The 25,902-nt window shown below is 61.2% G+C and carries 24 protein-coding genes; 6 read left to right on the forward strand and 18 right to left on the reverse strand.

Annotated elements, in window-relative coordinates; all coding sequences use genetic code 11:
* Positions 1 to 370: 370 nt before the first annotated feature.
* The 11 genes from VOI22_RS19050 to VOI22_RS19100 all read right to left on the reverse strand — a co-directional run bounded on the left by VOI22_RS19050 (position 371) and on the right by VOI22_RS19100 (position 14,239).
* Positions 371 to 1,465 carry a polyamine ABC transporter substrate-binding protein gene (locus VOI22_RS19050; protein WP_323798026.1) on the reverse strand — a complete coding sequence of 365 codons (1,095 nt, stop codon included), beginning with the start codon at positions 1,463 to 1,465 and terminating at the stop codon, positions 371 to 373.
* A gap of 266 nt (positions 1,466 to 1,731) precedes the next feature.
* Positions 1,732 to 2,745: an Ldh family oxidoreductase gene (locus VOI22_RS19055; RefSeq protein ID WP_323798027.1), complete on the reverse strand. Its 1,014-nt coding sequence runs from the start codon at positions 2,743 to 2,745 to the stop codon at positions 1,732 to 1,734.
* 93 nt (positions 2,746 to 2,838) lie between these two features.
* Positions 2,839 to 2,976 (reverse strand): hypothetical protein, encoded by a 138-nt coding sequence (locus VOI22_RS19060; RefSeq protein ID WP_156901376.1) that lies wholly within the window; start codon positions 2,974 to 2,976, stop codon positions 2,839 to 2,841.
* A 13-nt stretch (positions 2,977 to 2,989) separates the two neighbouring features.
* On the reverse strand, positions 2,990 to 5,023 hold the full coding sequence (locus tag VOI22_RS19065) for a TRAP transporter large permease subunit (RefSeq protein ID WP_323798028.1): 2,034 nt from the start codon (positions 5,021 to 5,023) through the stop codon (positions 2,990 to 2,992).
* Positions 5,024 to 5,119: 96 nt separating this feature from the next.
* Positions 5,120 to 6,145, reverse strand: a complete 1,026-nt coding sequence (locus VOI22_RS19070; RefSeq protein ID WP_323798029.1) for a TRAP transporter substrate-binding protein — start codon at positions 6,143 to 6,145, stop codon at positions 5,120 to 5,122.
* Positions 6,146 to 6,381: 236 nt separating this feature from the next.
* On the reverse strand, positions 6,382 to 6,981 hold the full coding sequence (locus tag VOI22_RS19075; RefSeq protein WP_323798030.1) for a 2-hydroxychromene-2-carboxylate isomerase: 600 nt from the start codon (positions 6,979 to 6,981) through the stop codon (positions 6,382 to 6,384).
* A gap of 112 nt (positions 6,982 to 7,093) precedes the next feature.
* Positions 7,094 to 8,026 carry an ornithine cyclodeaminase family protein gene (locus tag VOI22_RS19080; RefSeq protein ID WP_323798031.1) on the reverse strand — a complete coding sequence of 311 codons (933 nt, stop codon included), beginning with the start codon at positions 8,024 to 8,026 and terminating at the stop codon, positions 7,094 to 7,096.
* On the reverse strand, positions 8,023 to 8,562 hold the full coding sequence (locus tag VOI22_RS19085; RefSeq protein ID WP_323798032.1) for a GNAT family N-acetyltransferase: 540 nt from the start codon (positions 8,560 to 8,562) through the stop codon (positions 8,023 to 8,025). Before VOI22_RS19085 ends, VOI22_RS19080 begins: the two co-directional genes overlap by 4 nt.
* Complete coding sequence (locus VOI22_RS19090) at positions 8,559 to 10,193, reverse strand: acyl-CoA synthetase (RefSeq protein ID WP_323798034.1); 1,635 nt, start codon at positions 10,191 to 10,193, stop codon at positions 8,559 to 8,561. Before VOI22_RS19090 ends, VOI22_RS19085 begins: the two co-directional genes overlap by 4 nt.
* A gap of 117 nt (positions 10,194 to 10,310) precedes the next feature.
* Entirely contained in the window at positions 10,311 to 12,341 is a 2,031-nt protein-coding gene (locus VOI22_RS19095; protein WP_323798035.1) for an elongation factor G, read from the reverse strand.
* Positions 12,342 to 12,523: 182 nt separating this feature from the next.
* Positions 12,524 to 14,239: an FAD-dependent oxidoreductase gene (locus VOI22_RS19100; protein ID WP_323798036.1), complete on the reverse strand. Its 1,716-nt coding sequence runs from the start codon at positions 14,237 to 14,239 to the stop codon at positions 12,524 to 12,526.
* A gap of 106 nt (positions 14,240 to 14,345) precedes the next feature.
* On the opposite strand from VOI22_RS19100, the gene VOI22_RS19105 reads away from it, so the two are divergent.
* On the forward strand, positions 14,346 to 15,092 hold the full coding sequence (locus VOI22_RS19105) for an SDR family NAD(P)-dependent oxidoreductase (protein ID WP_028466644.1): 747 nt from the start codon (positions 14,346 to 14,348) through the stop codon (positions 15,090 to 15,092).
* Positions 15,093 to 15,107: 15 nt separating this feature from the next.
* On the opposite strand, the gene pyrF is transcribed toward VOI22_RS19105, so the two are convergent.
* From pyrF to VOI22_RS19120, 3 genes are all read right to left on the reverse strand, one after another.
* Positions 15,108 to 16,058 (reverse strand): orotidine-5'-phosphate decarboxylase, encoded by a 951-nt coding sequence (gene pyrF / locus VOI22_RS19110; RefSeq protein ID WP_323798037.1) that lies wholly within the window; start codon positions 16,056 to 16,058, stop codon positions 15,108 to 15,110.
* Between the two features lie 24 nt (positions 16,059 to 16,082).
* Positions 16,083 to 17,498, reverse strand: a complete 1,416-nt coding sequence (gene pyk, locus VOI22_RS19115; RefSeq protein ID WP_323798038.1) for a pyruvate kinase — start codon at positions 17,496 to 17,498, stop codon at positions 16,083 to 16,085.
* A 72-nt stretch (positions 17,499 to 17,570) separates the two neighbouring features.
* A complete protein-coding gene (locus VOI22_RS19120; RefSeq protein ID WP_323798039.1) occupies positions 17,571 to 18,872 on the reverse strand; it encodes a glycerate kinase in 1,302 nt (433 codons plus the stop codon).
* Between the two features lie 131 nt (positions 18,873 to 19,003).
* Between VOI22_RS19120 and VOI22_RS19125 the strand changes: the two genes are divergently transcribed.
* The 3 genes from VOI22_RS19125 to VOI22_RS19135 all read left to right on the forward strand — a co-directional run bounded on the left by VOI22_RS19125 (position 19,004) and on the right by VOI22_RS19135 (position 20,462).
* Positions 19,004 to 19,774, forward strand: a complete 771-nt coding sequence (locus VOI22_RS19125; protein ID WP_323798040.1) for an N-formylglutamate amidohydrolase — start codon at positions 19,004 to 19,006, stop codon at positions 19,772 to 19,774.
* Positions 19,775 to 19,813: 39 nt separating this feature from the next.
* Positions 19,814 to 20,137: a DUF1244 domain-containing protein gene (locus tag VOI22_RS19130; protein ID WP_323798041.1), complete on the forward strand. Its 324-nt coding sequence runs from the start codon at positions 19,814 to 19,816 to the stop codon at positions 20,135 to 20,137.
* Between the two features lie 79 nt (positions 20,138 to 20,216).
* A complete protein-coding gene (locus VOI22_RS19135; RefSeq protein WP_323798042.1) occupies positions 20,217 to 20,462 on the forward strand; it encodes a DUF2312 domain-containing protein in 246 nt (81 codons plus the stop codon).
* Between the two features lie 3 nt (positions 20,463 to 20,465).
* Here the strand turns inward: VOI22_RS19135 and VOI22_RS19140 are convergent, their stop codons facing one another.
* The gene (locus VOI22_RS19140; protein ID WP_323798043.1) at positions 20,466 to 20,948 is read right to left on the reverse strand and encodes a PAS domain-containing protein; all 483 of its coding nucleotides are present in this window, start codon (positions 20,946 to 20,948) and stop codon (positions 20,466 to 20,468) included.
* Between the two features lie 127 nt (positions 20,949 to 21,075).
* The gene (locus VOI22_RS19145) at positions 21,076 to 22,227 is read right to left on the reverse strand and encodes an alpha-D-ribose 1-methylphosphonate 5-triphosphate diphosphatase (protein ID WP_323798044.1); all 1,152 of its coding nucleotides are present in this window, start codon (positions 22,225 to 22,227) and stop codon (positions 21,076 to 21,078) included.
* Positions 22,228 to 22,320: 93 nt separating this feature from the next.
* On the opposite strand from VOI22_RS19145, the gene VOI22_RS19150 reads away from it, so the two are divergent.
* Positions 22,321 to 23,064 (forward strand): DUF1045 domain-containing protein, encoded by a 744-nt coding sequence (locus tag VOI22_RS19150; RefSeq protein ID WP_323798045.1) that lies wholly within the window; start codon positions 22,321 to 22,323, stop codon positions 23,062 to 23,064.
* A gap of 5 nt (positions 23,065 to 23,069) precedes the next feature.
* Here VOI22_RS19150 and hisC read toward each other — a convergent pair whose 3' ends face one another.
* Together hisC and mntR are read right to left on the reverse strand one after the other, a co-directional pair.
* Positions 23,070 to 24,200, reverse strand: coding sequence for a histidinol-phosphate transaminase (gene hisC / locus VOI22_RS19155; RefSeq protein ID WP_323798046.1), 1,131 nt, complete (start codon positions 24,198 to 24,200; stop codon positions 23,070 to 23,072).
* 102 nt (positions 24,201 to 24,302) lie between these two features.
* A complete protein-coding gene (gene mntR, locus VOI22_RS19160) occupies positions 24,303 to 24,806 on the reverse strand; it encodes a manganese-binding transcriptional regulator MntR (RefSeq protein ID WP_323798047.1) in 504 nt (167 codons plus the stop codon).
* Between the two features lie 167 nt (positions 24,807 to 24,973).
* Here mntR and VOI22_RS19165 point away from each other — a divergent pair, with 167 nt between their 5' ends.
* The gene (locus tag VOI22_RS19165) at positions 24,974 to 25,888 is read left to right on the forward strand and encodes a metal ABC transporter substrate-binding protein (protein ID WP_323798048.1); all 915 of its coding nucleotides are present in this window, start codon (positions 24,974 to 24,976) and stop codon (positions 25,886 to 25,888) included.
* Positions 25,889 to 25,902 lie beyond the last annotated feature (14 nt).

Below are 25,902 nucleotides of genomic sequence, written 5' to 3' on the forward strand. Positions count from 1 at the left end.
TCTCTAATCATTCCAGAGACTTCGACCCCCGCCGTCGCGCCCCACTCAGTGGTCCGCTCCCCGACGGGAGGCGCCTTATACGACCCTCCCTCACAAACCGTCAAACACTTATTTAAAAAAAAATGACGTTCTAAGAAATTTCTCATGAAAACCTAGGAAAACCGCCAAACACGCCAACCAGACAACCGAACACCGACCGAGCCGCCCCTTTGGCAGCCCCTGCGTCACCAGACAATCAGCTCAGCGAGTCCCGCAGTGAGGTGCTCCTGCCCCTCAAATCCGGGCGCAAAAAATGCGGGCGTCAGGATAGCCCCCTGACGCCCGCACATACCGTCTTCAAGCCCAGCTAATGCTGGACCCAGGCCATGCCCTACTGGCCTGCCTTAAGCTTCGTCCAGCTGCGCTTCAGCAGCCTGTCGTACCGGGCCGAACGGGCCAGGGTCGGGAACAGGTTCTTTTTGATCTCGTCCGTCGGATAGATCGACGGGTTGGTCCGGACTTCCTCGTCGACCATCGGCAGCGAGGCCTGGTTCGCGTTGGCATAGAGTACGTAATTCGAGATATCCGCCGCGATCTGCGGCTGCATCACGAAATCGATGAAGGCGTGAGCATTTTCCGGATGCGGCGCATCCGCCGGGATGGCCAGCATGTCGAACCAGACGACCGCCCCTTCCTTCGGGATGACGTACTGCACCTCGACGCCCTGATTGGCTTCCGCTGCCCGATCCGATGCCTGCAGGATGTCTCCGGAATATCCCATGGCGAGGCAGGTCTCGCCGTTCGCCAGGTCGTCGATATATTGAGAGGAATGGAAATACCGGATGTGTGGCCGAACCTTGGCGAGCAGTTCTTCTGCCTTGGCCAGATCGTCCGGAGATTCGCTGTTCGGATCGAGACCGAGATATTTAAGCGCGGTCGCCATTACGTCGGTAGGTGCATCCAGCAGGCTGACACCGCAATCGGCGAGCTTCGCGACGACAGCGGGATCGAAGAACAAGCTCCAGGTATCCGCCGGCATTTCACCGAGCCGTTGCTTGATGGCCTTCACATTGTACCCGAAGCCGGTCGTGCCCCACATATAGGTGACCGCGTGCGCATTGTCCGGGTCGTGCAAAGCCACGCGCGCGCTGATCACCGGATCCATGTTCTTCAGGTTCGGCAATTTCGCCGGATCGAGCTTCTGGAAAATGCCGGCCTTGATCTGGCGCTCGAGGAAGTTGGCCGTCGGCACAACCACATCGTATCCGGTCGATCCGGTCAGCAACTTGGCTTCGACGATCTCGTTACTGTCGAAAACGTCGTAATTGACCTTGATACCCGTCTCCGCCTCGAATTTCTGGATCGTGTCCTCGGCGATGTAATCGCTCCAGTTATAAACGTTCAGAACCTTCTCTTCGGCGCTGACCACCCCGCCAAACATTGTTGCGGCAACGGTGGCCGCTGCAAATAACCCTCGTGACACCATAACGGCTGCTCCTCTCACGGTTCTGCAGATCCAAGATATTCCTATTGCCATAGCTCCCGTCGCCGGTCACGCGGAATGCTTGGCAACAATAACGGATGAGACGAATTTATTATTGAACACTCGCCCGCATACGTTATGATGACGAACTCCAAATGCCTTCAGGGCTAGATCAAGCCTCCGCCCTGTTCGACTTGGCCCGGGCGCGTCAACACGCGACCCGGTCCATTTTTATCCGGAGCACGTTTTCCCACCAAACCCGACTGCGCTCAGGGACCAACCAACTCCGTAAGGGTGCGGAACAGGCTCTGCGGAACCCGGATGCCCTCCCTGGCCGTCTTCGACCGGGCTTTGCGCCGCCGGTCGCCAGGCAACCGCACACCATCATCCGACAACATCCGCTCGAACAGCAGATCAGCGTGGGCTGCGAATCCCGCACCATCCCCGAACCGGGCCGGGTCGAGCGCGATAATCAACTCGCCGCCGGCAGGCGGGCCGCCATCGCCGTTATCCGCCGCCTCGGCCTCGAAACTGAGCTTGTCCCCGATCAGGGCGCCCACCAGCAACTCTACCATCATGGCCAGCGCCGCACCCTTGTAGCCGCCGAAGGCAAGCTGCGCGCCGCCATCGAGGATTGCCTTGGGGTCGGTCGTGTCCCTGCCGTTGCTGTCGATCCCGGCGCCGTAGGGAACGGAATGACCGTCCCGGGCGGCGATCATAATCTCCCCCCGCGCCATGGTCGAGGATGCCTGATCGAAGACCATCGGGTGCTTGCCGGGCCGTGGCCAGGCAAACGCCATCGGGTTGGTCCCAAAGATCGGCGTCCGGCCGCCCGGCGCGACGACATACGGGAAGGCTGCTGTGAAAGCGAATGCGACCAGCCCCTGATCGGCCAGCGCCTCCGTCTCAGGCCAGAGGGCCGCAAAATGATAGATATCGTTCAGCGCCAGTGCTGCGATGCCATTGCTCTTCGCCCGCTCCACCAATGCGGGCCGGCCTACCTCCAATGCCAATGGCGCAAACCCGCCATCGCCCGCCACCCGGACCACGGAGGGCGCGAGATCGCTGACAGTCGGCCGTGCCTTGCCATTCGCCTTGCCGCTCTTCAGCGAGGCGACATAGCCGGGAATCCGGAACAACCCATGGGAATGGCAAAGGTCACGCTCCGCCGCCGCGACGATATCAGCGACCGCGCGCGCGTTTTCCTCATCCGCTCCATGCTGGGTGAGGCACCGCGCCGCAAGCACGTGCGCCTCTTCCAAACTCATAGTGACTGACTGCATCGTCTCCCTCCATCCGTCTTTCCTCACAAAAGCACGGAAAGACGGATCGTGGAATCCGGTTCGCTCCAGATTGACGGGCTCGATTGCCAGGGATCAGGAAAATCCGTCGGCAACCGCAAACATGAAGACGATAAGAGCAATGCCGATCAGGACACCGATCACAGTCGGCGATATCCCATAGGACCCGGCGATAGCGTCTTCGTCATCTTCGTGCTGATCATACAACGACATGGGATATCTCCGATCAATTCAGCAACTGTGGCATCCACAGAGCGATCTGCGGGAAGAACATCACCAGGAGCATGCCGACGATCTGCAAACAGATGAACGGAATGACACTGACAAAGATTTCCTGCAGCGTGACGTCACGCGGAGCAACCGACTTCAACCAGAAGCAGGCGGGCCCGAATGGCGGACTGAGGAAATAGATCTGGATGTTCATGACGAACAGGATCCCGAACCAGACCGCGGCCCATTCCGGCTCCATACCAAGTTCGGGCGCCAGGTCCCGCACCACCGGTGCAAAGACCGGCACGGTGATGAAGATGATCGCAATCCACTCCATGAAGGTGCCAAGGATGACCAGGATCGCCATCATCACGAAGATCGTGCCGAAAGCCCCCAGACCGGCCCCCTTGATCAGGTCCCGCATGAAATCTGCACCGCCGATCAGGTTATAGAGACCGACAAACGCGACCGCACCGAGGATCAGCCAGATGATCGTCCCGACCACCGACATCGTATTGGCAAGGCAATCCCGGATCAGAGAGTAACTGAACTGAAAACGGACCGCGGCGACGACGATCGCTCCGAAGACACCGACTGCGGCCGCCTCCGTCACACTGGTGATGCCGCCATATATCGAGCCCATGACACAGAAAATCAGCAGAATACACAAGACAACTGCCCAGATCTGATGGCGACCGAGCTTGGTCTCCTCACCGGTTTTCGCAGCAATCTCGGCAGCAGTCGGCGCCAAGTCATGATTGAGGTTGCAGCGGACCAGGACATAGGTCACGTAGAATGCGGCAAGCATGAGCCCCGGGACGAAACCCGCCGAGAACAGGTCGCCGATGCCGACATTGGCGCTCAGGCCGTAAACGATCATGACGATTGAGGGCGGTATCAGGGTCGCCAGGGCACCGGCCGCGCAGATCAGGCCGATCGTCAGCTTGCGGTCGTAGCCGAGACGCAGCATCTGCGGCAGAGCCACCAGCCCCAGCATCACGATCTCGCCTCCCATCACACCGGACATGGCGGCCAAAATCACAGCCACGATTGTGGTCTGGAGTGCGACGCCGCCGCGCAGTCCGCCGGCGAAGATCGACATGGCATCGAACAGATCCTGTGCAATACCCGATCGTTCCAGAATAGAGGCCATCAGAACGAAGAACGGCACGGCCACCAGCGGATATTTTTCCAGCAGGTCCATAGCGTTGGTCGAGACCAGATACATGCCGGTGGTGCCGTAGAACATCAGCGCACAAACGACGGAGATGATCAGGGTCACAATGCCCAACGGCATTCCTGTCATCATCAACGCGAGCAGCGCGGCAACAATCAGCAGCGAGATCGTCGCGATCCCGACCTCATCTCGGTCGACATTGAAGTGATCCACGAAGGCGCTGCCATTCTCGGCTAGCGTCTCTTCGAAACCATACCAGAGGCTCTCGGTACCGCCGTAATGACCAAAGATTTGCAGCAACAGACGAAGGCAGATCAGCGCCATGACGGCCAAAACGGCTATCTGAAGAGGGCGGGTCCTGAAATGGCGCCTCAGATTGACCAGCAACTGCATGAGATAGAGGAACAGTCCGCTGACCAATACGGTCTTCAGGACCATCGGCAACGGCGAATTCCAGGCCGTCCCGCCGCGCTCCGTCAGATCGATACTCTCGAGCGCGCGGATCAGAGTGTCCGATACCAGCATGTAGAGAGCGAAGACGCCGACCACCATTGCGAACAGATCGAGCCACCAACGGACCCGGTCGGACGCCATCAGGTAGAAAACCGTGATTCCGATATGTCGTTTGCGGAGTGTCACGAAGCCGGCCGAGAGCATCCATGAGGAGGCGCACAGGACCATCACGACTTCAAAGACCCATTGGGTGGGGCTGTTGAAAACGTAGCGGGCGATCACTTCCCACAAGGTGCAGGCCGCCGCCAGCAAATAGAGATTGCTTACTGCCAGACCGAGGAACCTGCTGACATGGTCCACAGAGCGGCTGAATGTCGCGGCAACCGGTGCCCCGACCATTAATTCAGTATGTCCGGCCATCGTGCGTGCGCTCCGTTGGTCGTCAGAAAAACTGGGAAAGAAAAGGAAGGAGCCGCCGCACCCGTCAGGGCGCGGCGGTTTCAAGAGGAGATTTCTCTATTCCTTCAGAAGACCGACGCTACGCATGTAAGCGAGATGTGCGTCCAGAGCTTCCTTCGCCAACGGAGACTTGGCAGCAAAATCGTGCCAGGCACCGACAGCAATCTCACGGAACTTGGCGCGTTCTTCTTTCGACCAATCGATCACCGTGATTTCGCCACCAGCCCGCTGCTCGGCCGCAATGGCACGGTCCTGCAGATCGGCTTCACGCCGCATGGCGTCGTAAGCGGCCGAATACCAGACTTCGAGCGCCGTCTGGCCTTCCTTGCCGAGCTTGTCCCAAACCTTCTTGTTCACAATAAACTGAAGGACAGCCATGGAGTGGATACCCGGATAGATCGGGAACTTCGCCACCTTGTACATACCGGAGGCGTTGTTGTTGACGTGGGCAGACGCATCAGCAGCGTCGATCACACCTTTCTCGAGCGCCGTGTAGACTTCGGAGAATGGCAGCGACACAGGAGCTGCGCCGGCACGCTTGAATACTTCCGCGGCAAGGCCTTCCGGAGAACGGACTTTCACGCCCTTCATATCGGCAACGGTCTTGATCGGAATGGTGGAAACGAAAGCTTCCTTGGCATAGGGGCCACAGCCAACGACATGGACTTTGCCCTTGGTGTACTTGTCGTAAAGTTTCTGAAGGATTTCCTTGCCGCCACCATGCATGCAGAAGGTGCGGACCTGGTCGACGGTATCGTATCCAGCGATCAGATCGCCGATCACCGCGAAGGCCGGGTCACGACCGGAGAAATAGCTAACGGCATTCAGGTCGCCGTCGAGGATCCCGTTCGCCACCGCATCGATCGTCTCGCGATGGGGAACAACCGCCTTCGTCGGCAACACCTCGATCTTGACCGAACCACTGGTCATCTCGCCGAGCTTCGGCGCCCAGGTATCAGTCATGAAGCGGTGCGCCCAATCGCCCGCTTTCGAACTTGCCTGTACTTTCATTGTTTTCGCTTCGGCCACGCCCGTCAAAGCAACAAGCATGGCAGCGCTCAGAATCGCGATTCCGCGTTTCATTCTAGTCCTCCCTGTTATATCCGGCCCGATTTAATTCGGCCGTTCTTTGGAGCCCTATCCGCGACAAACGCCGTTTCGCGTCAGCCGAAGCAAAAGCTCTTTGCACGGGCAACCGTAAGGGAGGAGGCTCAAAGAGCCAAGCAACAACGTATACGTAATAATGCCTGAGAAGAATGATTGCCGTTACGCGAGCGCCCCCGCCTCACCACATTCACCCCTGCCGGATATACGGACGGTCAATCAGCGCCGAGTTTCTCGGCGACAAAATCGAGCCGGTCCTGCCCCCAGAACAGTTCCTCATCGATGATAAAGGACGGAGCACCGAAGACGCCGCGATGGAGGGCCAGTTCGGTATCCTCCGCAAATGCGGCCTTGGTCTCTTCGCTCTTGGCGGCCTTGATCAACGACGCGCCATCCAGACCGGCCTTCTGGCAGCATTCCGCCAGAACGCCTTCATCGTCGATCGAGCGGTCCTGCTCCCAGAGGCTTTCCAGAATCAGCGTCGACAACAACAAGGCATCGCCACCGGCAAGTCGGGCGGCGGTCACCAGGTGAGCCGACAGGGGTGTTTTTGCCGGGAAATTCTCCGGCTCGATAACGATGGGCAAGCCGAGGTGCCGCTTCCAGCGGGCAAGTTCGACAAGCCGGTAGGCCCGCCGCTGCGGCGCCCGCTTCGGCAGCGGCAAACCGCCGGACTGCGAAAAGATCTGTCCGAAATCGACCGCATAGACATTCACCTCGGCGCCGACCTTCTGGGTCATCGCCATGAACCGCCGGGCGCCGAGATAGCTCCACGGGCTGGAAGTGGTCATAAAATAATCGACGGTCACGGTCATGATCCGGTTTCCCTGCTGAAACGTTCATCCTGGATATCAGGAACGCGCATTCTACTCAGCTTTGGGCCACGCCGCGAAGAAGTATAAAGCCCGGATCGCGGACAAGAGCCTTTCAGACACCGGTGAGTTGCATTATGGCCCGTGCTGTCATCAGGTCGAGATGCGCTCCGCCGCCGTTCTTGAATAGGGTTATCTCCGCATCGCCGGTCCGGCCTTTGGCGCCGGAAGCCAGATCGTAGAGGTCGGCCCGGACATCCGCCGGCCCGATCAGCCCCGCAGCGATCGGGATGGCAAGATCGCCAACATCCGCGACTGTGGTCTCCCGGCAGTCCACGAACAGGCGCGCCCTGACGATCAGCGCATCGTCGGCCTCCCGCATCTCCGGCGTGAACCCTCCGACCAGATCGACATGAGCTCCGGGCGATACCCACTCCCCCATCAGAACCGGAGCGCGGGACATGGTCGCCGTCGCGACGATATCGGCATCGCCCACAGCGGCAGGCAGGCTATCAACCCGGATGACAGGCAAGCCGTCCCGGCGCAATTGCTCGCAGAGATCGTCAGCACGTTGCTGGGAGCGATTGTGGATCTCGATCCGCTCCAGCCCCGGGAACAATTCCGCATAGGCCCGAGCCAACGTACCCGCGACCGTCCCCGCACCGATAATGACCAGTTTTCGGCTGTCCGGACGGGCGAGGTAACGGGCGCCGAGAACGGAATCCGCCGCCGTCTTCCAGTCTGTCACCATGGTGCCGTCGAGCACCGCTTCAGGTGTTCCGGTGCCGTCCGCGAAGACCAGCATCGCCGCCTGCACGGTTGGCAATCCCGCCGCCGTGTTCCCCGGCATCACGCTGGCGGATTTCACCCCCATGCCGAGCCCGTCGACCCAAGCGCAGCGCGTCAGCAGCGCTTCGCCGTCTCTTTCAAGCAACTGATCGCCAATCCGGGCGCGCGGCAACCGGTGACCGGCGTCCAGCGCATCGACGATAGCCCGCCAGGACAGGCGACCGGCGACATCCTCGGGGCCGATATAGCGGAGCGTCATGCCAGCTCTTCCCGTTTGATCCGGTAAAGCACGTGCCGCCGGAGCGGGTCACCGGGCTCCAGCATCGGATGGTCAAAATCATTCGCGGGATCATGGTGCATGCCGATCTTTTCCATGACGGCCCTCGACCGGATATTCATCGGCACGGTGAAGGACACGATTTCCTCCAGGCCAAGCTGCCCAAAGCCATGGGCCAGTGCTCCCCGTGCAGCTTCCGTGGCAAAGCCCTGCCCCCATTGGGCGTGATCCAACCGCCAGCCGATCTCGACCGCCGGCATGAAAGGCGCCTCGAAGCGCGGCACGGAGAGGCCGGTGAATCCAATAAAGGCGCTCTTGTCTTTCCGCTCCACTGCAAAGAGACCGAACCCGCGCTCCTCGAAATGAAGCTCGATCCGGTCCGCCAGTGCATCCGACTCTTCCCGAGTGAGCTGCTTCGGCAAGAACGCGCAAACTTCGGCCGAGGCATTCAGCGACGCAAAAGGCGCGCGATCTGCCGCGCGCCAGCGACGGAGGATCAACCGCTCCGTTTCGATCACTCTCCCTCACGCTCCGCATCGTGCAGGGCACGGAGATCCTTGCGGACGATCTTGCCCGTGGTGGTCATTGGCAGCGAGTCGACAAATGCGACATGGCGGGGATATTCATGCGCTGCGAGACGGGTCTTCACATAGTCTTGGATATCCTTGGCCAGCACATCGTCGCCAACGCAGCCACTCTTCAGAACGATAAACGCCTTCACGGCCTGTGTGCGCAATGGATCCGGCACACCGATCACCGCCGCCATTGCCACCGCCGGGTGACCAACCAGACAATCCTCGATTTCACCCGGGCCGATCCGATAACCCGCCGAGGTGATGACGTCATCGTCGCGGCCGACATACCAGAAATAGCCATCGGCATCGCGCACAGCCTGATCGCCGGTCAGCAGCCAGTCGCCGGCGAATTTCTTCTCCGTCGCTTCGGGATTGTTCCAGTACTGCAGGAACATCACGGGATCGCCTTTCGCGATACCGACATTGCCCTGGATTCCGTCCGGCAGAGGGTTTCCGTCATCGTCGACAATAGCAACATCGTGCCCCGGAATGGCCCGGCCCATCGCCCCCGGACGGACTTCCATCACATCGGCGCAGTTCCCGACCACGACATTGCACTCCGTCTGGCCGTAGAACTCGTTGATGGTGAGCCCGAAAGTCTCCCGCCCCCAGTCCAGCAGCTCCGCGCCAAGCGTCTCACCGCCAGAAACCACCGAGCGCATATCGTAGCTGTACCTGTCGCGCGGACTCTCCACCTGGCGCATCAGCTTCAGCGCGGTCGGAGGCAGGAAACTGTTCCGCACACCGTGCTCCTGCATCAGCCAGAAAGCCTCTTCCGGATCGAACTTGCGGGCCCTGTAAGCCAGCACCGGAACACCGTGATGCCAGGCCGGCAACAACACGTCGATCAACCCGCCGATCCAGGCCCAGTCTGCCGGGGTCCAGTACAGATCCCCCGGTTTCGGAAACAGCCGGTTCGGAAACTCCACACCCGGCAAATGTCCAAGCAGGACCCGGTGCGCATGAAGCGCGCCTTTAGGCGGCCCGGTCGTGCCGGAGGTGTAGATAATGAGGGCTGGATCGTCCGCTTTGGTATCGACGATTTCGAAGCCGTCCGAAGCCCGCTCCAGCGCGGGCGTGAACGCCGTGAAATCATCGCCGTCCGCCGCCACGTCGGTGACAAAGATATGGCGCAGCGCGGGCACCTGATCCCGGAAGGTCCGGATCTTCGCCAACCCAAGCTCGTCAGTGACCACAGCGGACGCGCCGGAATTGACCAGCCGGTAGACCAGCGCCTCCTCGGCAAAGAGCGCAAAGAGCGGCACCGCGATCATTCCGGCCTTGTAGATTGCCGTATGGGCAAAAGCGGTTTCGGGGCGCTGCGGCAGCAAGATCGCCACCCTTTCCCCGCGCTTGAGACCACTGGCCGTCAGTACATTCGCAAACTTGCCGGAGGATTTCGCGACATCGCCGAAACTGTAGTGGGCGACCGTGCCGTCCTCGGTCCGGTAGATAAGCGCCAGAGCGCCCGCTTTCTGCCGGTCCGCGATATCGCGGCCGATATTGTAGCGCTCCGGAATACGCCATTCGAAGGCGTCGCGGATCGCGGCGTAAGTGCTGCCATTCGGAAGCATGAGACTGAGTTCCCTCCCCAAGGAATCAGGCCAAGAAGCCAGGAGGGGAAAAAGATCATGGAATGAGGCGCCCGGCCAGTGGAAAGCCGGTCGGACGCCTTCATTAAATGCTCTAGGTCACCCCGTCGCTACGGCAGTTCTGCCTTCCACAACCTGATCGGCGATCCGGCCGGTCAGTTCCGCCAGATGGTCGAACGCGCCGTCATAGAAACCGATCCCCCCAGTGTGGGAGCGGATCTCGATGATCAGGTCCCTGGTCTCGCTCTCCGGCAGATAGGCCTCGACCTCGTCCCAGCCGCTCCAGTCTTCCTTGGCCTTGAAGCCGAGGATCTGACCGCGCCGTCCGGAGATTATCCGCTGCACCCGCGCCGTCGCATCGTTCGGCACGGAGATCACCACTTTCTGGATCGGCTCCAGCAACACCGGCTTGCACTTGGGGAGACCTTCGTTCATGGCCATGCGCGCCGCCGTCTTGAAAGCCATGTCGGAGCTGTCTACCGCGTGGGCCGAGCCGTCACAAAGCTCCACCGCCACATCGACGACCTCGAAGCCGAGCGGGCCGCGCCGCATGAAATCCTTCACCCCCTCCTCAACCGAGGGAATGTACTGCTTGGGCACCGAGCCTCCGACGATACTGTTCCTGAAGGCGAAGCCCTCACCCCGGCCAAGCGGCTCGATCTTGATCTTCACGTCACCGAACTGGCCGTGACCACCGGTCTGCTTCTTGTGGCGCGCGTGCTGCTCCGCGCTCTTCCGGATCGATTCCTTGTAGGGCACACCGGGCTCGCGGGCCTCGACATGCAGTTTGAACCGGCTCTCCAGCCGTTCGATCATCACCCGCAGGTGCGTATCGCCCTGCCCCCGGATCACCAACTCGCCAAGCGCGGCATTGTGTTCGACCCGAAAAGAGGGGTCCTCCTCCGCCAGCTTGGCAAGCGCGCCGGAAAGCTTCACCTCATCGCCGCGATTGGTCGGCGTGATGGCAAGACCGTAAACCGGAGTGAGCGGTGCGGGCCAATCCAGCGCGGCGGCGCCGCCCGGAGTCAGCAAATCGCCCGTCAGGATTTCGTCCATCCGGCCGAAAGAAACAACATCCCCTACAGACGCAGAGCTGCATTTCTCCATTTTCGCGCCGGTCACATGGTTGATGCCGCTGACCCGCTGGCCGTTCAACTCCTCTCCGTCCTTCACCGTGCCGTGCCAGACCCGGACATAGGAGAGCTTGCCCATATGGGCCGCATGCACCGTCTTGAATACCTGACAGACCGCAGTATCCACCGCGCTGATACCGAGGCGCTCAGCCGTCGCCGCAACGCCCGGCGTCTCATGGCGCAGGGTCTTGAGCAACCGCTGCACGCCATGATCCTTTTCCGCCCCGCCGAGCAGAACCGGAACCACCAGATCGCCCTGAAGCGTCTCGGTCAGCTGGCCATAGACATCCGGCGCGGCCGGCTCGACATCCTCAAGCAGTTGCTCCAGCAGCGCGTCGTCGAAGTCCGACAGGGTCTCCAGCATCTCGTTCCGGGCTTCCTTCTCCCGGTCTGTTACCGCGTCAGGGATCTGCACAAGCTTTGAGGGCTTGCCGTTCTGGTACTGGTAGGCCCGTTCGCTCACCAGATCGACATAGCCGGTCACCGCATCGCCACTGTCGCGGATCGGTACCTGGCGCAGTGCCACAGGCCGGTCGGAAACATCCTGCAAGGAATGCATGATGTCGCGCATGCGATCGTTCGAGTCCTCGATCTTGTTGACGAAAATCACATGCGGAATGTCGTGGGCGTCGAGGAACTTGAGATAAGGGGTAAGGGCCGCCGCCTTGCCGATTTCCGGGTCGGCCACCACAATCGCGATATCGGCAACCATGCAGGCATTGCGCATGTCCTGATTAAAATCGAGACCGCCGGGCGTATCGATGAAGATCCAGTCCTCATCCAGAAACCGGCCCCGCCCGAGGGTGAGTTCCGTACTCGCCTGACGTTTGCGGGACTCTTCGGCACTATCTCCGACGGTCGAACCGTCCCTGACCACGCCCTTCTTGTGCAGGGTCCCCGTCGCCAGAAGCAGCGCCTCGAAAAGCGAGGTCTTGCCGCTCAGATAGGGACCCACAAGCACCGCGCAACGGGGTGTGTTTCCACTCTTGTCTGCCATTGTATCCTCCCTGTGATTTGCCGGTTCCGGATCCATGATCGGATCGGTACGACCCGCCTCTTTTCAAGGCGGTTTCAAGCCGGCGGTAGGCGCCAGCACCAGGGAGCGGCGCGAGCGCACACGCCGTCATCATTCCCGCACTTCCGGCGGCAAGAGGCAAGGAGATTCGCCGATTCGCGGGGTCAGGCATTACCTCCCGACATGTGCCGCGCAGCGATGTAGCCGAAGGTCACGGCCGGCCCGAGCGTGATACCACCACCGGGATAATTTCCGCCCATAATGCTCGCCGCATCATTGCCGGCAGCGTAAAGGCCCTGAATTGGAGACCCGTCGCTGTTCAGCACCCGGGCATTGCCGTCCGTCACAAGCCCCGCAAAAGTCCCAAGATCGCCAATCTCCAGCCGGACGGCGTAATACGGCCCGGCACCGATCGGGGCGACGCAGGGGTTGGGCTTGTGCTCCGGATCACCGAGCGAGCGATTGTAGGACGTGCTGCCCTTGCCGAATTCCGGGTCCTCTCCATGCTCTGCCGGGCCGTTATAGGCCGCGACAGTCGCCCACAAGGCCGCCGGGTCGGCACCGATGGCGCCAGCCAATTCTTCCAGCGTCCGCCCGGTCAGCAGATAACCGCTCCTGATATGCGGGCGGAATGGCACCGGGTATGGCTTCACGTAGCCGAGCCCGTATTTCCGGAGCGTACGGTGATCGACAATGAAATAGGCGCAGATCTCGCCGCCTTCCTCGGTACAGCGCACATACATGGCCTGGCAGAAATCATGATAGGACTCCGCCTCGTTCACGAACCGACGGCCGGACCGGGTGACCGCGATCACGCCGGGTTTCGAACGGTCGACGAAATGCGGAAAGGTGCCCTGCGTTCCATCAGGCCAGACCGGACGCGAGATCGGCACCCAGGCGGCAGCATTGGGCAGGTCATCCTGCACCGTCGCGCCGACACTCTCGCCCAGGCGCAACCCGTCCCCGGTATTTCCGGGAGGGGCCGGACTCAGATGCTCATGGCCCGACGGGGCGTGCGGAAAGAGCGCGGCGCGACGCCGGACATCCTGAGGAAATCCGCCGGCGGCCAACACGACGCCCTTGCTGGCCATAACCTCGACCCGGCCTTCGGGTGTTTCCACGACAGCGCCGACAACCCGGCCAGCATCATCCCGCAAGATCTCACGCACCGGCGCCCGGGTACGGATCTCAACGCCCTTGTCGAAACAGGATTTCGCCAGCCGGGCGACCAGCGCATTGCCGTTCATCAAGCGCATGGAGCGGCCATGGAACAGCACGTCGCGCATATACTTGCAGAACAGCACGGCGACGAAGAAAGCGGACACAGGCGAGCGTGTCACGTTGAAGAAATGCAGCAGCTCCTTGCCGGTGCCGATCATCATGCCAAGGAAAGTAATTTCCTTCAGCGGCTTGCGTAGCCGCTTGATCTCGGGGCCAAGCGCGCGGCCATCAAAGGGCCGGGCGACGATGGACCGGCCGCCATCAAGGCCGCCCGGTGCATCCGGGTGATAATCGGCGAAGGTCGGGCCGAGATCGAATTGCAGGCTGGTCTCGCTCTCGAAGAACTCGACCGCCTTCGGGCCGGCATCGAGGAAAGCATCCACCCGTTCCGGGTCGTAGAACTCTCCGGCTTCGTGCTTGAGATAGGTTTCCGCCGAAGCGCGGCTGTCCTCCACCCCGGCGCGCTTCGCCGGCGCATTCACCGGAATCCACATCCAGCCGCCGGACCGGGCCGTGGTTCCGCCGAACACAGGCTCTTTCTCAACCACCAGAACCTTAAGCCCGCGATGCGCTGCCGACACGGCACTGGCTAATCCACCTGCACCGGATCCAACCACCAAGACATCGACATTTTCCTGTCGCCCCGCCTGCCTTTTCATTCCCCGCCCTCCCGTTACGCATTTTTTCTTTTGACTCTACCCCCTTCCCTGCACCGGTCCATCGCCGTAATTGTCAAAGGGCTATTCGTGGCAGGGGAGGAATAGAATGATCGACGGTAAACTGGCGCTCGTCACCGGGGCCGGGCAAGGGCTCGGCGCCGCCATCGCAATCGGGTTCGCGAAGAACGGCGCCCGGGTGGTCTGCGCGGATATCGACATGGAACGCGCCCGCACAACGGTGCACGCCATCGAAGCAGACGGCGGCATCGCATACCCGATGCAGCTCGATGTCTCCGACCGCGCGGCAGCGGATCGCGTCGCGGCAGAAACCGAGACGAAGCACGGCCCGATCGACATTCTGATCAACAATGCCGGGATCTGCCCGCGCAACCGGATCGACAGTCCGGACGTGGAGGAGACTTGGCGCCAGGCAATGGCCGTCAATCTCGACGGCACCCTGCACATGAGTCTGGCATTCGTGGCGCAGCTTCGTGAAACCCAAGGCACGATCGTGAACATGGCCTCGGTCGCAGCCTTCGTCTCGACCGCCACCTCGCTGGCCTATTCGACGTCAAAGGCAGGGGTGAAAATGCTGACCCAGAGTCTCGCCCAGGAACTCGCCGCAGACGGCATCCGGGTAAACGCCATCGCGCCGGGGCCAATGAAGACGGATATCACCCTGCCAACCCGTGAGGACCCGGAGCGATACAAACAATTCCTGACCCGGATTCCGCTCGGCCGGTTCGGCGATCCGGAGGAACTGGTCGGCCCCGCCCTGTTCCTCGCCTCGGGCATGTCGAGCTATGTCACCGGAACCACGCTGGTGGTCGATGGCGGGTATCTCGCGGTTTAGCCCAAGTCCGCTTTTTTAAACCGAAACTGCTTCACCCAGCTCGGTGGCCGCCTGATCGATAGCCGCGTCGATAGCTTTCTCCCAGTCTACCGCGCTGGCGGTATCGCCGCTGGCCGGAAACAGGATGCCGCGCGAGGAGCTGACGATCCCGCCTTCGAGGCCGTTCGGGCCTTTGACAAAACCGTTCACGGCCGCAGCCGCACTGCCGCCCTGCGCGCCATAGCCCGGCACCAGGAAGATTGTGCGCGGCATGATCTGACGAATGCGCTCCGCTTCTCCGGGATAGGTCGCGCCGACAACGACGCCGAGGGAGGACCAGCCGGTCACCCCCCCTGTCAGCGCCTCCGCCTGGCTGTTCAGCGTGTCCGCGACAGTCTCGGCGAGGCTGCGGTTGCCGATCTTCAGGTCCTGAAAGTCCCCCGACCCCGGATTGCTGGTTTTCACCAGGATGAAGAGGCCGCGCCCATGCGCCTTCGCCGTCGTGAAGAACGGCTCCAGCGTGTCCATGCCGAGATAGGGGTTGAGGGTCAGGGCATCGGCCGGGAGCGGCGCGTCATCCGTCAGGTACGCTCCGGCATAGGCATCGGCCGTACTGCCTATATCGCCGCGCTTGGCATCGAGCAGGACCAGCATGCCGAGCTTGCGGGCATGAGAGCAAACCTCCTCCAGCGCCCGTAAACCGCGCCAGCCCATCCGCTCGAAGAAGGCGATCTGCGGCTTCACCACCGCCGTCTTGCCTGCTGCCCGGTCCAGCACCGCCTTCAGGAAGGCTTCCACGGCAGGTGCAGTCAACGGATTGCCCGGGGACATGTCACCGTCGCGAAACAGGGGCGGGATACGGTCGAGATATGGGTCGAGGCCAACGCAAAGCGGAGTGCCGAGCGCGCGCACGCGTTCGATCAGGGCATCGCCAAAATGCTGCATGAAAATCTCCGGAGAAGTTTCCAGCTTGTAAGGCAAACCCATCCGCCTTGTCCAGAGGGTGCGGGCTCAGATAATGCGTTCAACCCGAAGCACATTGGTCGATCCAGGCGTGCCCATCGGAACACCCGCCGTGATCACGATCTTGTCTCCGGCACCGCCGAATTCCTCAGACTTCGCCACCTCAAGTGCCCGCTTCACCACTGCCGAAAAACGCTGTTCCTGTTCGACATGTACCGCGTGCACACCCCAGGCCATAGCCAGGCGCCGGGCCGTACGCTCATTCGATGTTACGCAGAGGATCGGTACAGCCGGCCGTTCGCGCGACGCGCGGACCGTGGTCGAACCGGAGGTCGTGTAAGTAACGATGCAGGAGGCATTGACCGTCTCGGCTACCTGCCGCGCCGCCAGCGTGATCGCGTCGGAGACCGTCGGATCCGGCTCATCATGGCTGGCATTGATGATCTGCCGATAGTTCCGGTCACCCTCCACCTCGCGGATGATGCGGTTCATCATCTCGACTGACTCGACCGGGTAGTCGCCCGCCGCCGATTCCGCCGACAACATGACCGCATCCGCCGAGTCATAGACCGCCGTTGCCACATCCGAGGCTTCGGCCCGGGTCGGGGTCGGGCTGGTGACCATGGAATCCAGCATCTGCGTCGCCACGACCACCGGCTTGCCGAGCGAGCGGCAGAGCTTGATGATGCGCTTCTGCAGCATTGGCACCTTTTCCGGCGGCATCTCGACGCCGAGATCGCCGCGCGCGACCATGACACCGTCGGTCAGCTCGCAAATCTCCTCCAGCCGGTCGATTGCCTGGGGTTTCTCCAGCTTGACGATGATCGAGGCCTGATCGCCGATCAGCTTGCGGGCCTCCGCAACATCTTCCGGGCGCTGCACGAAGGAGAGCGCGACCCAGTCGACGCCGATACTGAGGGCGAAGGACAGGTCCGTCCGGTCCTTGGCGCTCAGGGGTGAGAGCCCGAGCATGACATTCGGGACATTGACGCCCTTGTTATTGGAGAGCGGCCCCCCGGTGATCACCTTGGTCTCGGCGAAGCCGTCACCGCATTTGGTCACGGTGAGGCGGATCTTGCCGTCGTCGAGCAAGAGGTCCGTGCCCTTGTGAATCGCCTCGAAAATCTCGGTATGGGGCAGGCAGACCCGCTTCTGGTCACCCGGAGCCCGGTCCAGATCGAGGCGGAATTTGGCGCCCGGCTTCAATTCGATCTTGCCGTCCGCAAAACTTCCGATGCGGAGTTTCGGACCTTGCAGATCCGCCATGACGGCGATCGGCCGACCGGTTGTCTTCTCGAGGTCCCGGATCACGCGCAAACGTTCGGCGTGATCCCGGTGCGATCCGTGGCTGAAATTCAGGCGGAAAACATCCACCCCGGCCCGGAAGAGCTCTTCGATGCGCTTCGGGGTTGAGCTCGCCGGCCCCAGGGTCGCGACGATCTTCGTGTTTCTATATCTTCTCATGATGCCAGTTAAACGCGACCACGGTTACAATTCAAATCGTCATTCACGAGGGACTCCGGACGGTCGCTCCGGTTACTCGATCAGGATGGCGCGAAAATCGTTCACATTCGTCAAAGTCGGCCCCGTCATGACGAGACCATCCGCCTTCTCGAAAAACCCGTATCCGTCATTATCGGCCAGATAGGGTTTCGGATCGTCGAGACCATTCTCCAGACGGTCGAATATCTTCCCGTCCATGATACAGCCCGCATTGTCTTCCGTCCCGTCAATACCGTCGGTATCGCAAGCAATTGCAGAGATCCTGTGGCGGCAATCCGGCATCCGCTCCTGCAAGGTAACCAGAAGCGAGAGCAAAAACTCCGCATTGCGCCCGCCTCGGCCAGAGCCACGCACGGTGACCGTGGTCTCGCCGCCGGAAAGCAGCACCAGAGGCGCCTTAGCGGGTTGATTGTGCCGGGCGACCTGGGCCGCAATGGCCGCGTGCATCTTCGCAACTTCCCGGCTTTCCCCCTCGATGGCATCGCCAAGAATAATCGCGCCATACCCCTTTGCCGCCGCAAGCTCCGCCGCCGCTTCAAGGGAGCGTTGTGGTGCCGCGACCAGATGGGTCTCGGTCCGTTCGAACACAGGATCGCCGGCTTTCGGCGTCTCGGAACCGGCATCCATCAGCAAAGCCGCGACATGTTCGGGAAGCTGGATATCGTATTTCGCCAGGATGGCGCGCGCATCGGCGAGCGTCGACGGGTCCGGCACGGTCGGCCCCGACCCGATCACGTCGAGATCGTCGCCGGGCACATCGGAAATCGCCAGCGTCACCAGCCGCGCCGGGGCGACTGCCGCCGCCAGCCTGCCGCCCTTGATGGCGGACAGATGCTTACGGACACAGTTCATCTCGTGAATGGTCGCGCCGGATTTCAGCAATGCGCCGTTCAGCGCCTGCTTTTCCTCAAAGGAAATTCCCTCGGCTGGCGCAGTCAAAAGCGCGGAGCCGCCGCCCGAGATCAGGCAGACGGCCAGATCCTCTTCCCCCAGCGTTCCGGCCAGCTCCAGAATCCGTGCCGCCGCCGCGCGCCCCTGCTCATCCGGCACCGGATGGGCAGCTTCGACGATCTCGATCTTCTCGCACGGAACCGCATGATCGTAACGGGTGACGACAAGCCCTTCGAAGGTGCGTCCCGGCAGGGCCTCGATGAGATAGTCCTCCACCGCCTTCGCCATCGCGCCGCTCGCCTTGCCAGCGCCGAGGATGACGATCCGCCCGGTCACTGGGCGCTCGAACAACGTGTCCAGGAACGGTTTCAGGCAGCGGACCGGGTCCGCTGCGGCGACGGCCGCGCCGAACAGTTCCTTCAATAATGCACCCTGCGGCCCCATGACCCCTCCCCCGGAAAAGAGACGGGAGTCTAGTCGGGCACTCTGTGCCGGACAAGCGTCTGCATTCGCTTGTCAGCAACAAGCAAAGGGGCTAGATCGCAACGATAAATATTTTCCTACTCCGGATTATCATGACCGCCATCCTGACTGAAAAGGACCTTTGTGCCTTCGGCGAACGCAACCCCGATGGCAAGTCGTCGATTCTTTTCATATCTGACCACCACCGGAACCGTGTCCCGGCCTCGCTCAATAATCTCGGCCTGTCGGAAGAAGAACTGGCGCGCCATATCGGCTACGACATCGGCATTGCCTGGATTGCGGAATATCTTTCAGACCGGTTCGACGCACCACTCGTCCACACGAATTTTTCCCGTCTGGTGATCGACTGCAACCGGGTGCCGGGAACGCCCGATGCTTCCCCGGCCGTCGCGGACGGCACGCGGGTTCCCGGAAACGAGGGCCTGAGCGAGGCCGAGCTGGACGCCCGCCGGACCGAACTTTTCGAGCCGTACCATTCCGCAATCCGCGCCCGCATGGACGTGATGGAGGTCGATGGCCGTAACCCGGTGATCGTCGCCCTGCATAGCTTCACCCCGATGATGAAGGATCGCGGCACACCGCGCCCCTGGGAGATCGGCATCATCTGGAACGAGGACGACCGGCTCGCACGGCCGGTAATCGAGGCCTTGCGCCAGAACCGGCAGTTGACGATAGGCGATAACGAGCCCTATTCGGGTCGCGATGGCGGGTTCTCTCTCTATGCCCACCCCGAGGCGCGCGGACATCCCCATATCGGGGTCGAGTTCCGTCAGGACCTTGTCGCATCCGAAAAAGACGCGCACAGATGGGCTGCGATTTTCGGAAACGCACTGGAAATCGCTGTTTCGTCGCTTACTCTCTGAGAAGAGAACGGAACCGTTAGGACCGAGGGAGAAGACATCATGGGTAATCCGGCAGACAAATTCGACGACCAGACACGGCTTGAGCTGGAAGCAGCGGCTTTCCGGCGGCTGCTGGCGCATCTGGACGAGCGCAAGGACGTGCAGAATATCGATCTGATGAACCTTGCCGGGTTCTGCCGCAACTGCCTGTCGAAATGGTATCTGGCGGAAGCCGGGTCCCGGGACCTTGAGCTCGATTACGGCGCGGCCCGCGAAATCGTCTACGGCATGCCCTATGACGATTGGAAAGCGAAGTACCAGTCCGAGGCCAGCGGCGACCAGAAAAAGGCCTTCGATGCCGAGATGGCGAAACAAAATCACTGAGTCCCGAAGCGGCGCTTGATGGGATCGGGCGCCGCGACTATTGTCCGGGCGATTTTCCTTCTATTGACGAGGATATTCCATGACCGAAGTCGGCGGTATCGCTGCGGAACAGCTTGTTTCCTACATTGAACGGATCGAGCGGCTCGAAGAAGAAAAAGCGGCTCTCGCGGCGGACATCAAAGATGTCTTCGCCGAAGCCAAGGGCAACGGCTTCGACGTCAAGACGATGCGCCAGATCCTGAAGCTTCGGAAGCTGGACAAGGACGACCTGCAGGAGCAGGAGCACCTGCTTGAGCTTTACAAGCGCGCGATCGGCCTCGAATAGGCTTTAATCCAGAGCCGCATGATATCCGAGGATCCGGCTGATCTGATTTCCGTCCTCGGATATCGGCACAAACGCGACTTCGAGGTTGATCTTAACCAGCTTCACTGTCCGTGCATTGTCCCAAAGTCCGTGCACCGGCTTCTTTGATGCAACGCAAAGCTTCAAGGCATCCAGAAGTGCGTCCCTGGTTTCGTGCGCACAGTCGACTTGCGACACGATTTGCCGGGTCACCAGTCCGTAAAGCTTCGCGAGACCAGTCCCAATCAAGCTGAACTCGAAATCCGAACCGTCGTCCATCACCTTGATCATTGAGATGTTCGGCAGGAATTCGAACAGATCCAAGGGATCGACTTCCCCCCTTTTCGGCGCCACCCTGTCCAGGCGGAGAGTCTCCCAATGGGCGACCAACCGCTCAACGACCGGGCTGTCAAATACGGTTGACTCGTCAATTACCGCATTGCGTCTTTCGGAATCCGTCGACGTCACTTTGTTGCCGCTTCACAATTACATTGGTTGATAAAAAACCGCCCACTGACAGCATTGCACGATAGCTGCGATATACCGGGCAGCCAAGATTGCATTTAATAATAATGCAAAGGTTTCGCCGGGATCGTCAGATCCAGTCCGAGACCATAACCGGTTTGCCCGCGCAAAAGGTTGCCTTCACCACCGCACGACCGCCGTCAGGCGGCGCCACGAGAAGGAAGTCGGCACGCTTGCCAGCGGCAACCTCCCCCCGGTCGTCCAGACCGGCGGCACGCGCGGGGTTTCGTGAGACAAGATCCCAGGCATCCGCCAGCGAGGCATCCCCTGCTTCGGCGAGAATGAACGGCGCCTGGGCCAGCGCCGGGTAGTAGTAATCCGAGACCAGCGCGCTGCATCGGCCTGCCCTAACCTCATCGGCCGCGCGAATGCCGCCGTCCTTCATGTGGCTGCCGCCACGCAACACATTGGGGGCGCCGAAGATCGCCGTATTGCCGAGCTTGCGACTTTCCTCCGCCGCCTCCAGCGTCAGCGGAAATTCCGCGATGCCGCAACCAAGCGCGTTGAAACGCCGGCGCTCGTCCGGCGTGCGATCGTCGTGGGACGCCATTGGAATATTATTGGCCTTGGCAATCTCCGCCAGCCGGCTCACCGTTGGCGCCACTTCATCCGTGCGGGCCTCGAGGCCGCGCACCAGAGCGAGGAAATCCTCCTCGGAAAGCCCCGTGCGGCCTGTATAGGTTCCAAGCGGCTCACCCCGGTCTGCCTTGCGCAGGATCGGCGCCATATGCTCGTTGAAAGCCAACAGATCGACCCGGCCGCGCTGCATCCAGTCAGCCACCTCGTCCGCGACATCCAGATTGTAGAGCTCAAAGCGTAAGTGAAAACGCGAGTCGGCCAGCAACCGGGGCCGGGCTTCATCCAGCCCGTCCACGATTGCGACCACGGTATCCCGACCGCGCAAGCCCGGCTCCCAAGAAAAGGTGACGGCATGATAGGCCGTGGTGATGCCATTGGAGATCAGTTGCCGGTCCGTGTCGGCGAAAGCCACCTGCATCGGGAAATGCACCCCGGGACGCGGCATGATCTGACGTTCGAAAGCATCGCCATGCAGATCGACCATTCCCGGCAGCAGCAGCAGGCCATCTGCATCGACGATCCGATCGCCCGGCCCCGCATCAACACCGACCGCCGCGATTTTATCGCCCTCGATCCGGACACTCGTTTCAACTATTCCCTCGCCCGGGACCAGCACCCGAGCCCCCTGAACCAACGCCCCCAACACACTTCTCCAAACGCCAGCACCATGCCATAAGGGCTCGACTATACACGGTAGGCCTGACAGTTAGATGACCCTTTCGGAGCCAATCTGATCATGACCAGCAGCTCGCCCCAGTTCCCGGCATTCGCCCCGGTCACGAACCCGGACGGTCCGCGTTATGCAATCTATTTCGCACCGGACACCAACCTCCCACTACACCGCTTCGGCTCAACCTGGCTTGGCCGCGATGCAGTGAGCGGCGCAGAGGTGAAGCAACCCAAACTCGATGGAATCGATGCCGCGCGGCAGGCCGAGCTGACGGCAACAGCGAACAATTACGGGTTTCACGCCACGCTGAAACCGCCGTTCCATCTGAGAGACGGCAATACGGCTGACCAGTTGCTCGAAGAGGCGGCGGCCTTCGCAAACGGGCGCACGCCGTTCCAGACACAGCTGGTGGCCCGGGACCTTTCCGGATTCCTGGCCCTGATGCAGAAGGAAAGCAAGGCGGAGATGCGGGAGCTTGCCGCCGATTGTGTCCGCCATTTCGATCCGATGCGCGCCCTGCCCGGCGAAGCCGAACTTGAGAAACGGCGGGCTGCAGGGCTCTCGGCACAGCAGGAACAGATGCTGCAGCGCTGGGGTTATCCCTATGTGATGGGGGAGTTCCGTTTCCACATGACCCTGTCAAAGCGGATCAAGGACGACAGCGAGCGCAACGCGCTGATGCAGGAGATCCTGAAACATGGTGCCGAGGCGCTGACGACACCGGTCACGGTGGACGCCATCTCGATCTTCCATCAGGAAAACAAGAAGGCGCCCTTTACCCGTCTTGGCCGCTTCGCTTTCGGAAGCTGACCGGCTCAGCCGGCCAGAACGTCTTTCAGGGCAGCGAGAAAGCCGTCGGTATCTTCATCGCTGCCGACGGTCACCCGGATATAATTTTCGTACCCCGGATGCATCAGCCGTCCGATCATGACGCCTTTTTCCAGAAGCGCCGCAACGATATCCGCCGCTGGCCGATCCATCTTCGCGGTGACGAAATTCGCCACCGTCGGGAACGATTCCGCACCAAGCGCCGTCAGGCCCGCGACCAGACGTTCCCGCTCGATCCGGGTTTTCTCCAGCAACATGTGGCGGTGGTCCTTGTCGTACCATGCCGCCAGTGCGCCCGCCTGTGCCACCGCATTGACGTTGAACACACTACGCATCTTCTGGAAGGCGTTCGCGATCTCGTCCGATCCGGCCAGGATATACCCAACCCGAATGCCGGCGAGGCCGTAGGCCTTGGAGAAAGTACGGAACACGGCCCAGGGGCCGCTGCGTTTCGCCATCACGGCCAAATGGTCCTCGCCTCCGTCATGGATGCCGAACTCGTAATAGGCCTCGTCCAGCACCAGCAGCGCCGTATCGGGAATACCGAGGGCCAGTCGCTCAACCTCTTCGGAGGTCAGCACGTTGCCGGTCGGGTTATTCGGAGAAGCTGCAAAGACGAGACGGGTGCGGTCCGTCGCGACCGCGATCATCGCGTCGACATCGTTACTGCCATCCGCCTTCAGCGGCACCGTCACAAGCGTTCCGCCATTGACTGCGGCCGCATTGTTATAGCTCGGGAAAGACGGCACCGGCACCAGCACCTCGTCGCCCGGCGAGACAGACAACCGGCCAGCGGAAACAATCGCCTCGTCGCTGCCATTGCCCATGACAATCCGGTGCTGCGGGATACCGGTCTCTTCCGAAATCGCCGCCGTCAGCGCACGCCATTGCGGGTCCGGGTAGCGGTTCACCCGAGTGCAGGCGTCCTGCATTGCCAAAATGGCTTTCGGGGACGGCTGGATCGGGGATTCGTTCAGATTCATCCGCCGGATCACCAGATCCGGATTGTTCCGCGCGATATCCGCCTCCACCGGAGGCCGCCCCGGATTGGGGAGCGCCCGCAGCGCGGGTTTCGGGATGGTCGGCTCATTGGAATTATCGGCGGAGAATTCAGCCATTGGATGGCTCCCGGACGTCACTAGAAGGGAATAGGGAACGCGCTGCATTCCCGAAAGGATATCTGATCCTATGGTCAATCAGAGAAACCGTACAGACGGTTTTCAGCTCTGATTGCCGCCATGCCCGGATGCCTTCTTCAGCGCCTCGGTTGCCCGCGCCAGGCAGTCCAGCGTCTGCGCCGACAGATGATGTTCCAGCCCTTCCGCATCGGCTTCAGCGATATCGGCCGGCACTCCGATCGTGTGCAGGAAATCGAGGACCATGTAATGCCGTTGGCGTGCATGCTCCGCGACAGACCAGCCTTTGTCCGTCAGAAATATCGAGCGATAGGGCTTGCTCTCGACATAGCCCTCTTTCTGCAACCGCTGGATCGTGTTGTTCACGGTCGGGCGGCTGACCCCAAGTAAATCCGCCAGGTCCACTAACCGGGCCTCTCCGTTGGTCTCGATCAGATCCGCGATCAGTTCGACATAATCCTCGGCGATCTCGACACTATGGTCGCGCCGGATACGCTCGAACAATGCTGCGCGCTTCCCGGAATCCTGCAGGTCAATGACCGGAGTGTCCCGATCTTCCACACTCTTGCTGTTCCGACTTCTGCCCACACCCCAGACCCTTCACCCGATTAAGTGCCACACTCAAACTTAGCATAGGCTAATTTTATATTGACCCACTAACATAATAAGCCATATCTGACATGTATCTATCGTAGCATGTCGTGCGTTAACAACCTGTTCCGTCTCGCGGGTTGCCCTTGGGAGCTAATCGAAGAATGAAAACCGGCAAACGCCTTCTGGCACTGGCTGCGGTCTGTGCCGTTCTGATTTCGGGAGCAGTGCTCTCCTCCCCGGCATCAGCCAAGATGAAAGTGGTCACCACCTTCACCGTGCTGGCAGACATGGCGGCGAACGTCGCTGGCGACGCGGCGGAAGTTGTCTCCATCACAAAACCGGGCGCCGAAATTCACGGCTACGAACCGACCCCGAGGGATATCGTGCGGGCCAGCGGCGCGGACCTGGTGCTTTGGAACGGGATGAATCTCGAACTCTGGTTCGAGCAGTTCCTGTCCCACCTTGGCGACAAACCGTCGGCCACCCTGACGGACGGCATCGTGCCGATCTCGATTGCCGCCGGAGCCTATGAAGGCAAACCGAATCCGCATGCCTGGATGGGGTTGAACAACGCTCTCATCTATATCGATAATATCGCCGCGGCCTTGTCCAAGAATGACCCGGCCAACGCGGCGACCTATAGCGCAAACGCGGCGGCCTACAAGGGCAGGCTGCGCGCCACCATCGAGCCACTCCAGGCACGGATCTCCAGCATTCCGGAGTCCGCGCGATGGCTGGTGACATGCGAAGGCGCATTCAGCTACCTCGCCCGCGATTTCGGCCTGAAGGAACTCTACCTCTGGCCGATGAACGCCGATCAGATGGGCACGCCGCAGCAAGTCCGAAAAGTTATCGACGGCGTGCGCGACAACAAAATCCCTGTCGTCTTCTGCGAAAGCACGGTGAACTCCGCACCGGCCAAGCAAGTCGCTCGGGAGACCGGCGCCAGATATGGCGGCGTTCTCTATGTCGACTCGCTGAGCGAGCCGGACGGACCGGTGCCGACCTATCTCGACCTTCTGACCGTCACTGCCAAGACCGTCGCGGACGGCCTCACCGACGCCACCGCGAACTGACCTCCGGATTCCTG

Source organism: Nisaea sp. (genome assembly GCF_034670185.1).
Classification (GTDB): domain Bacteria; phylum Pseudomonadota; class Alphaproteobacteria; order Thalassobaculales; family Thalassobaculaceae; genus Nisaea.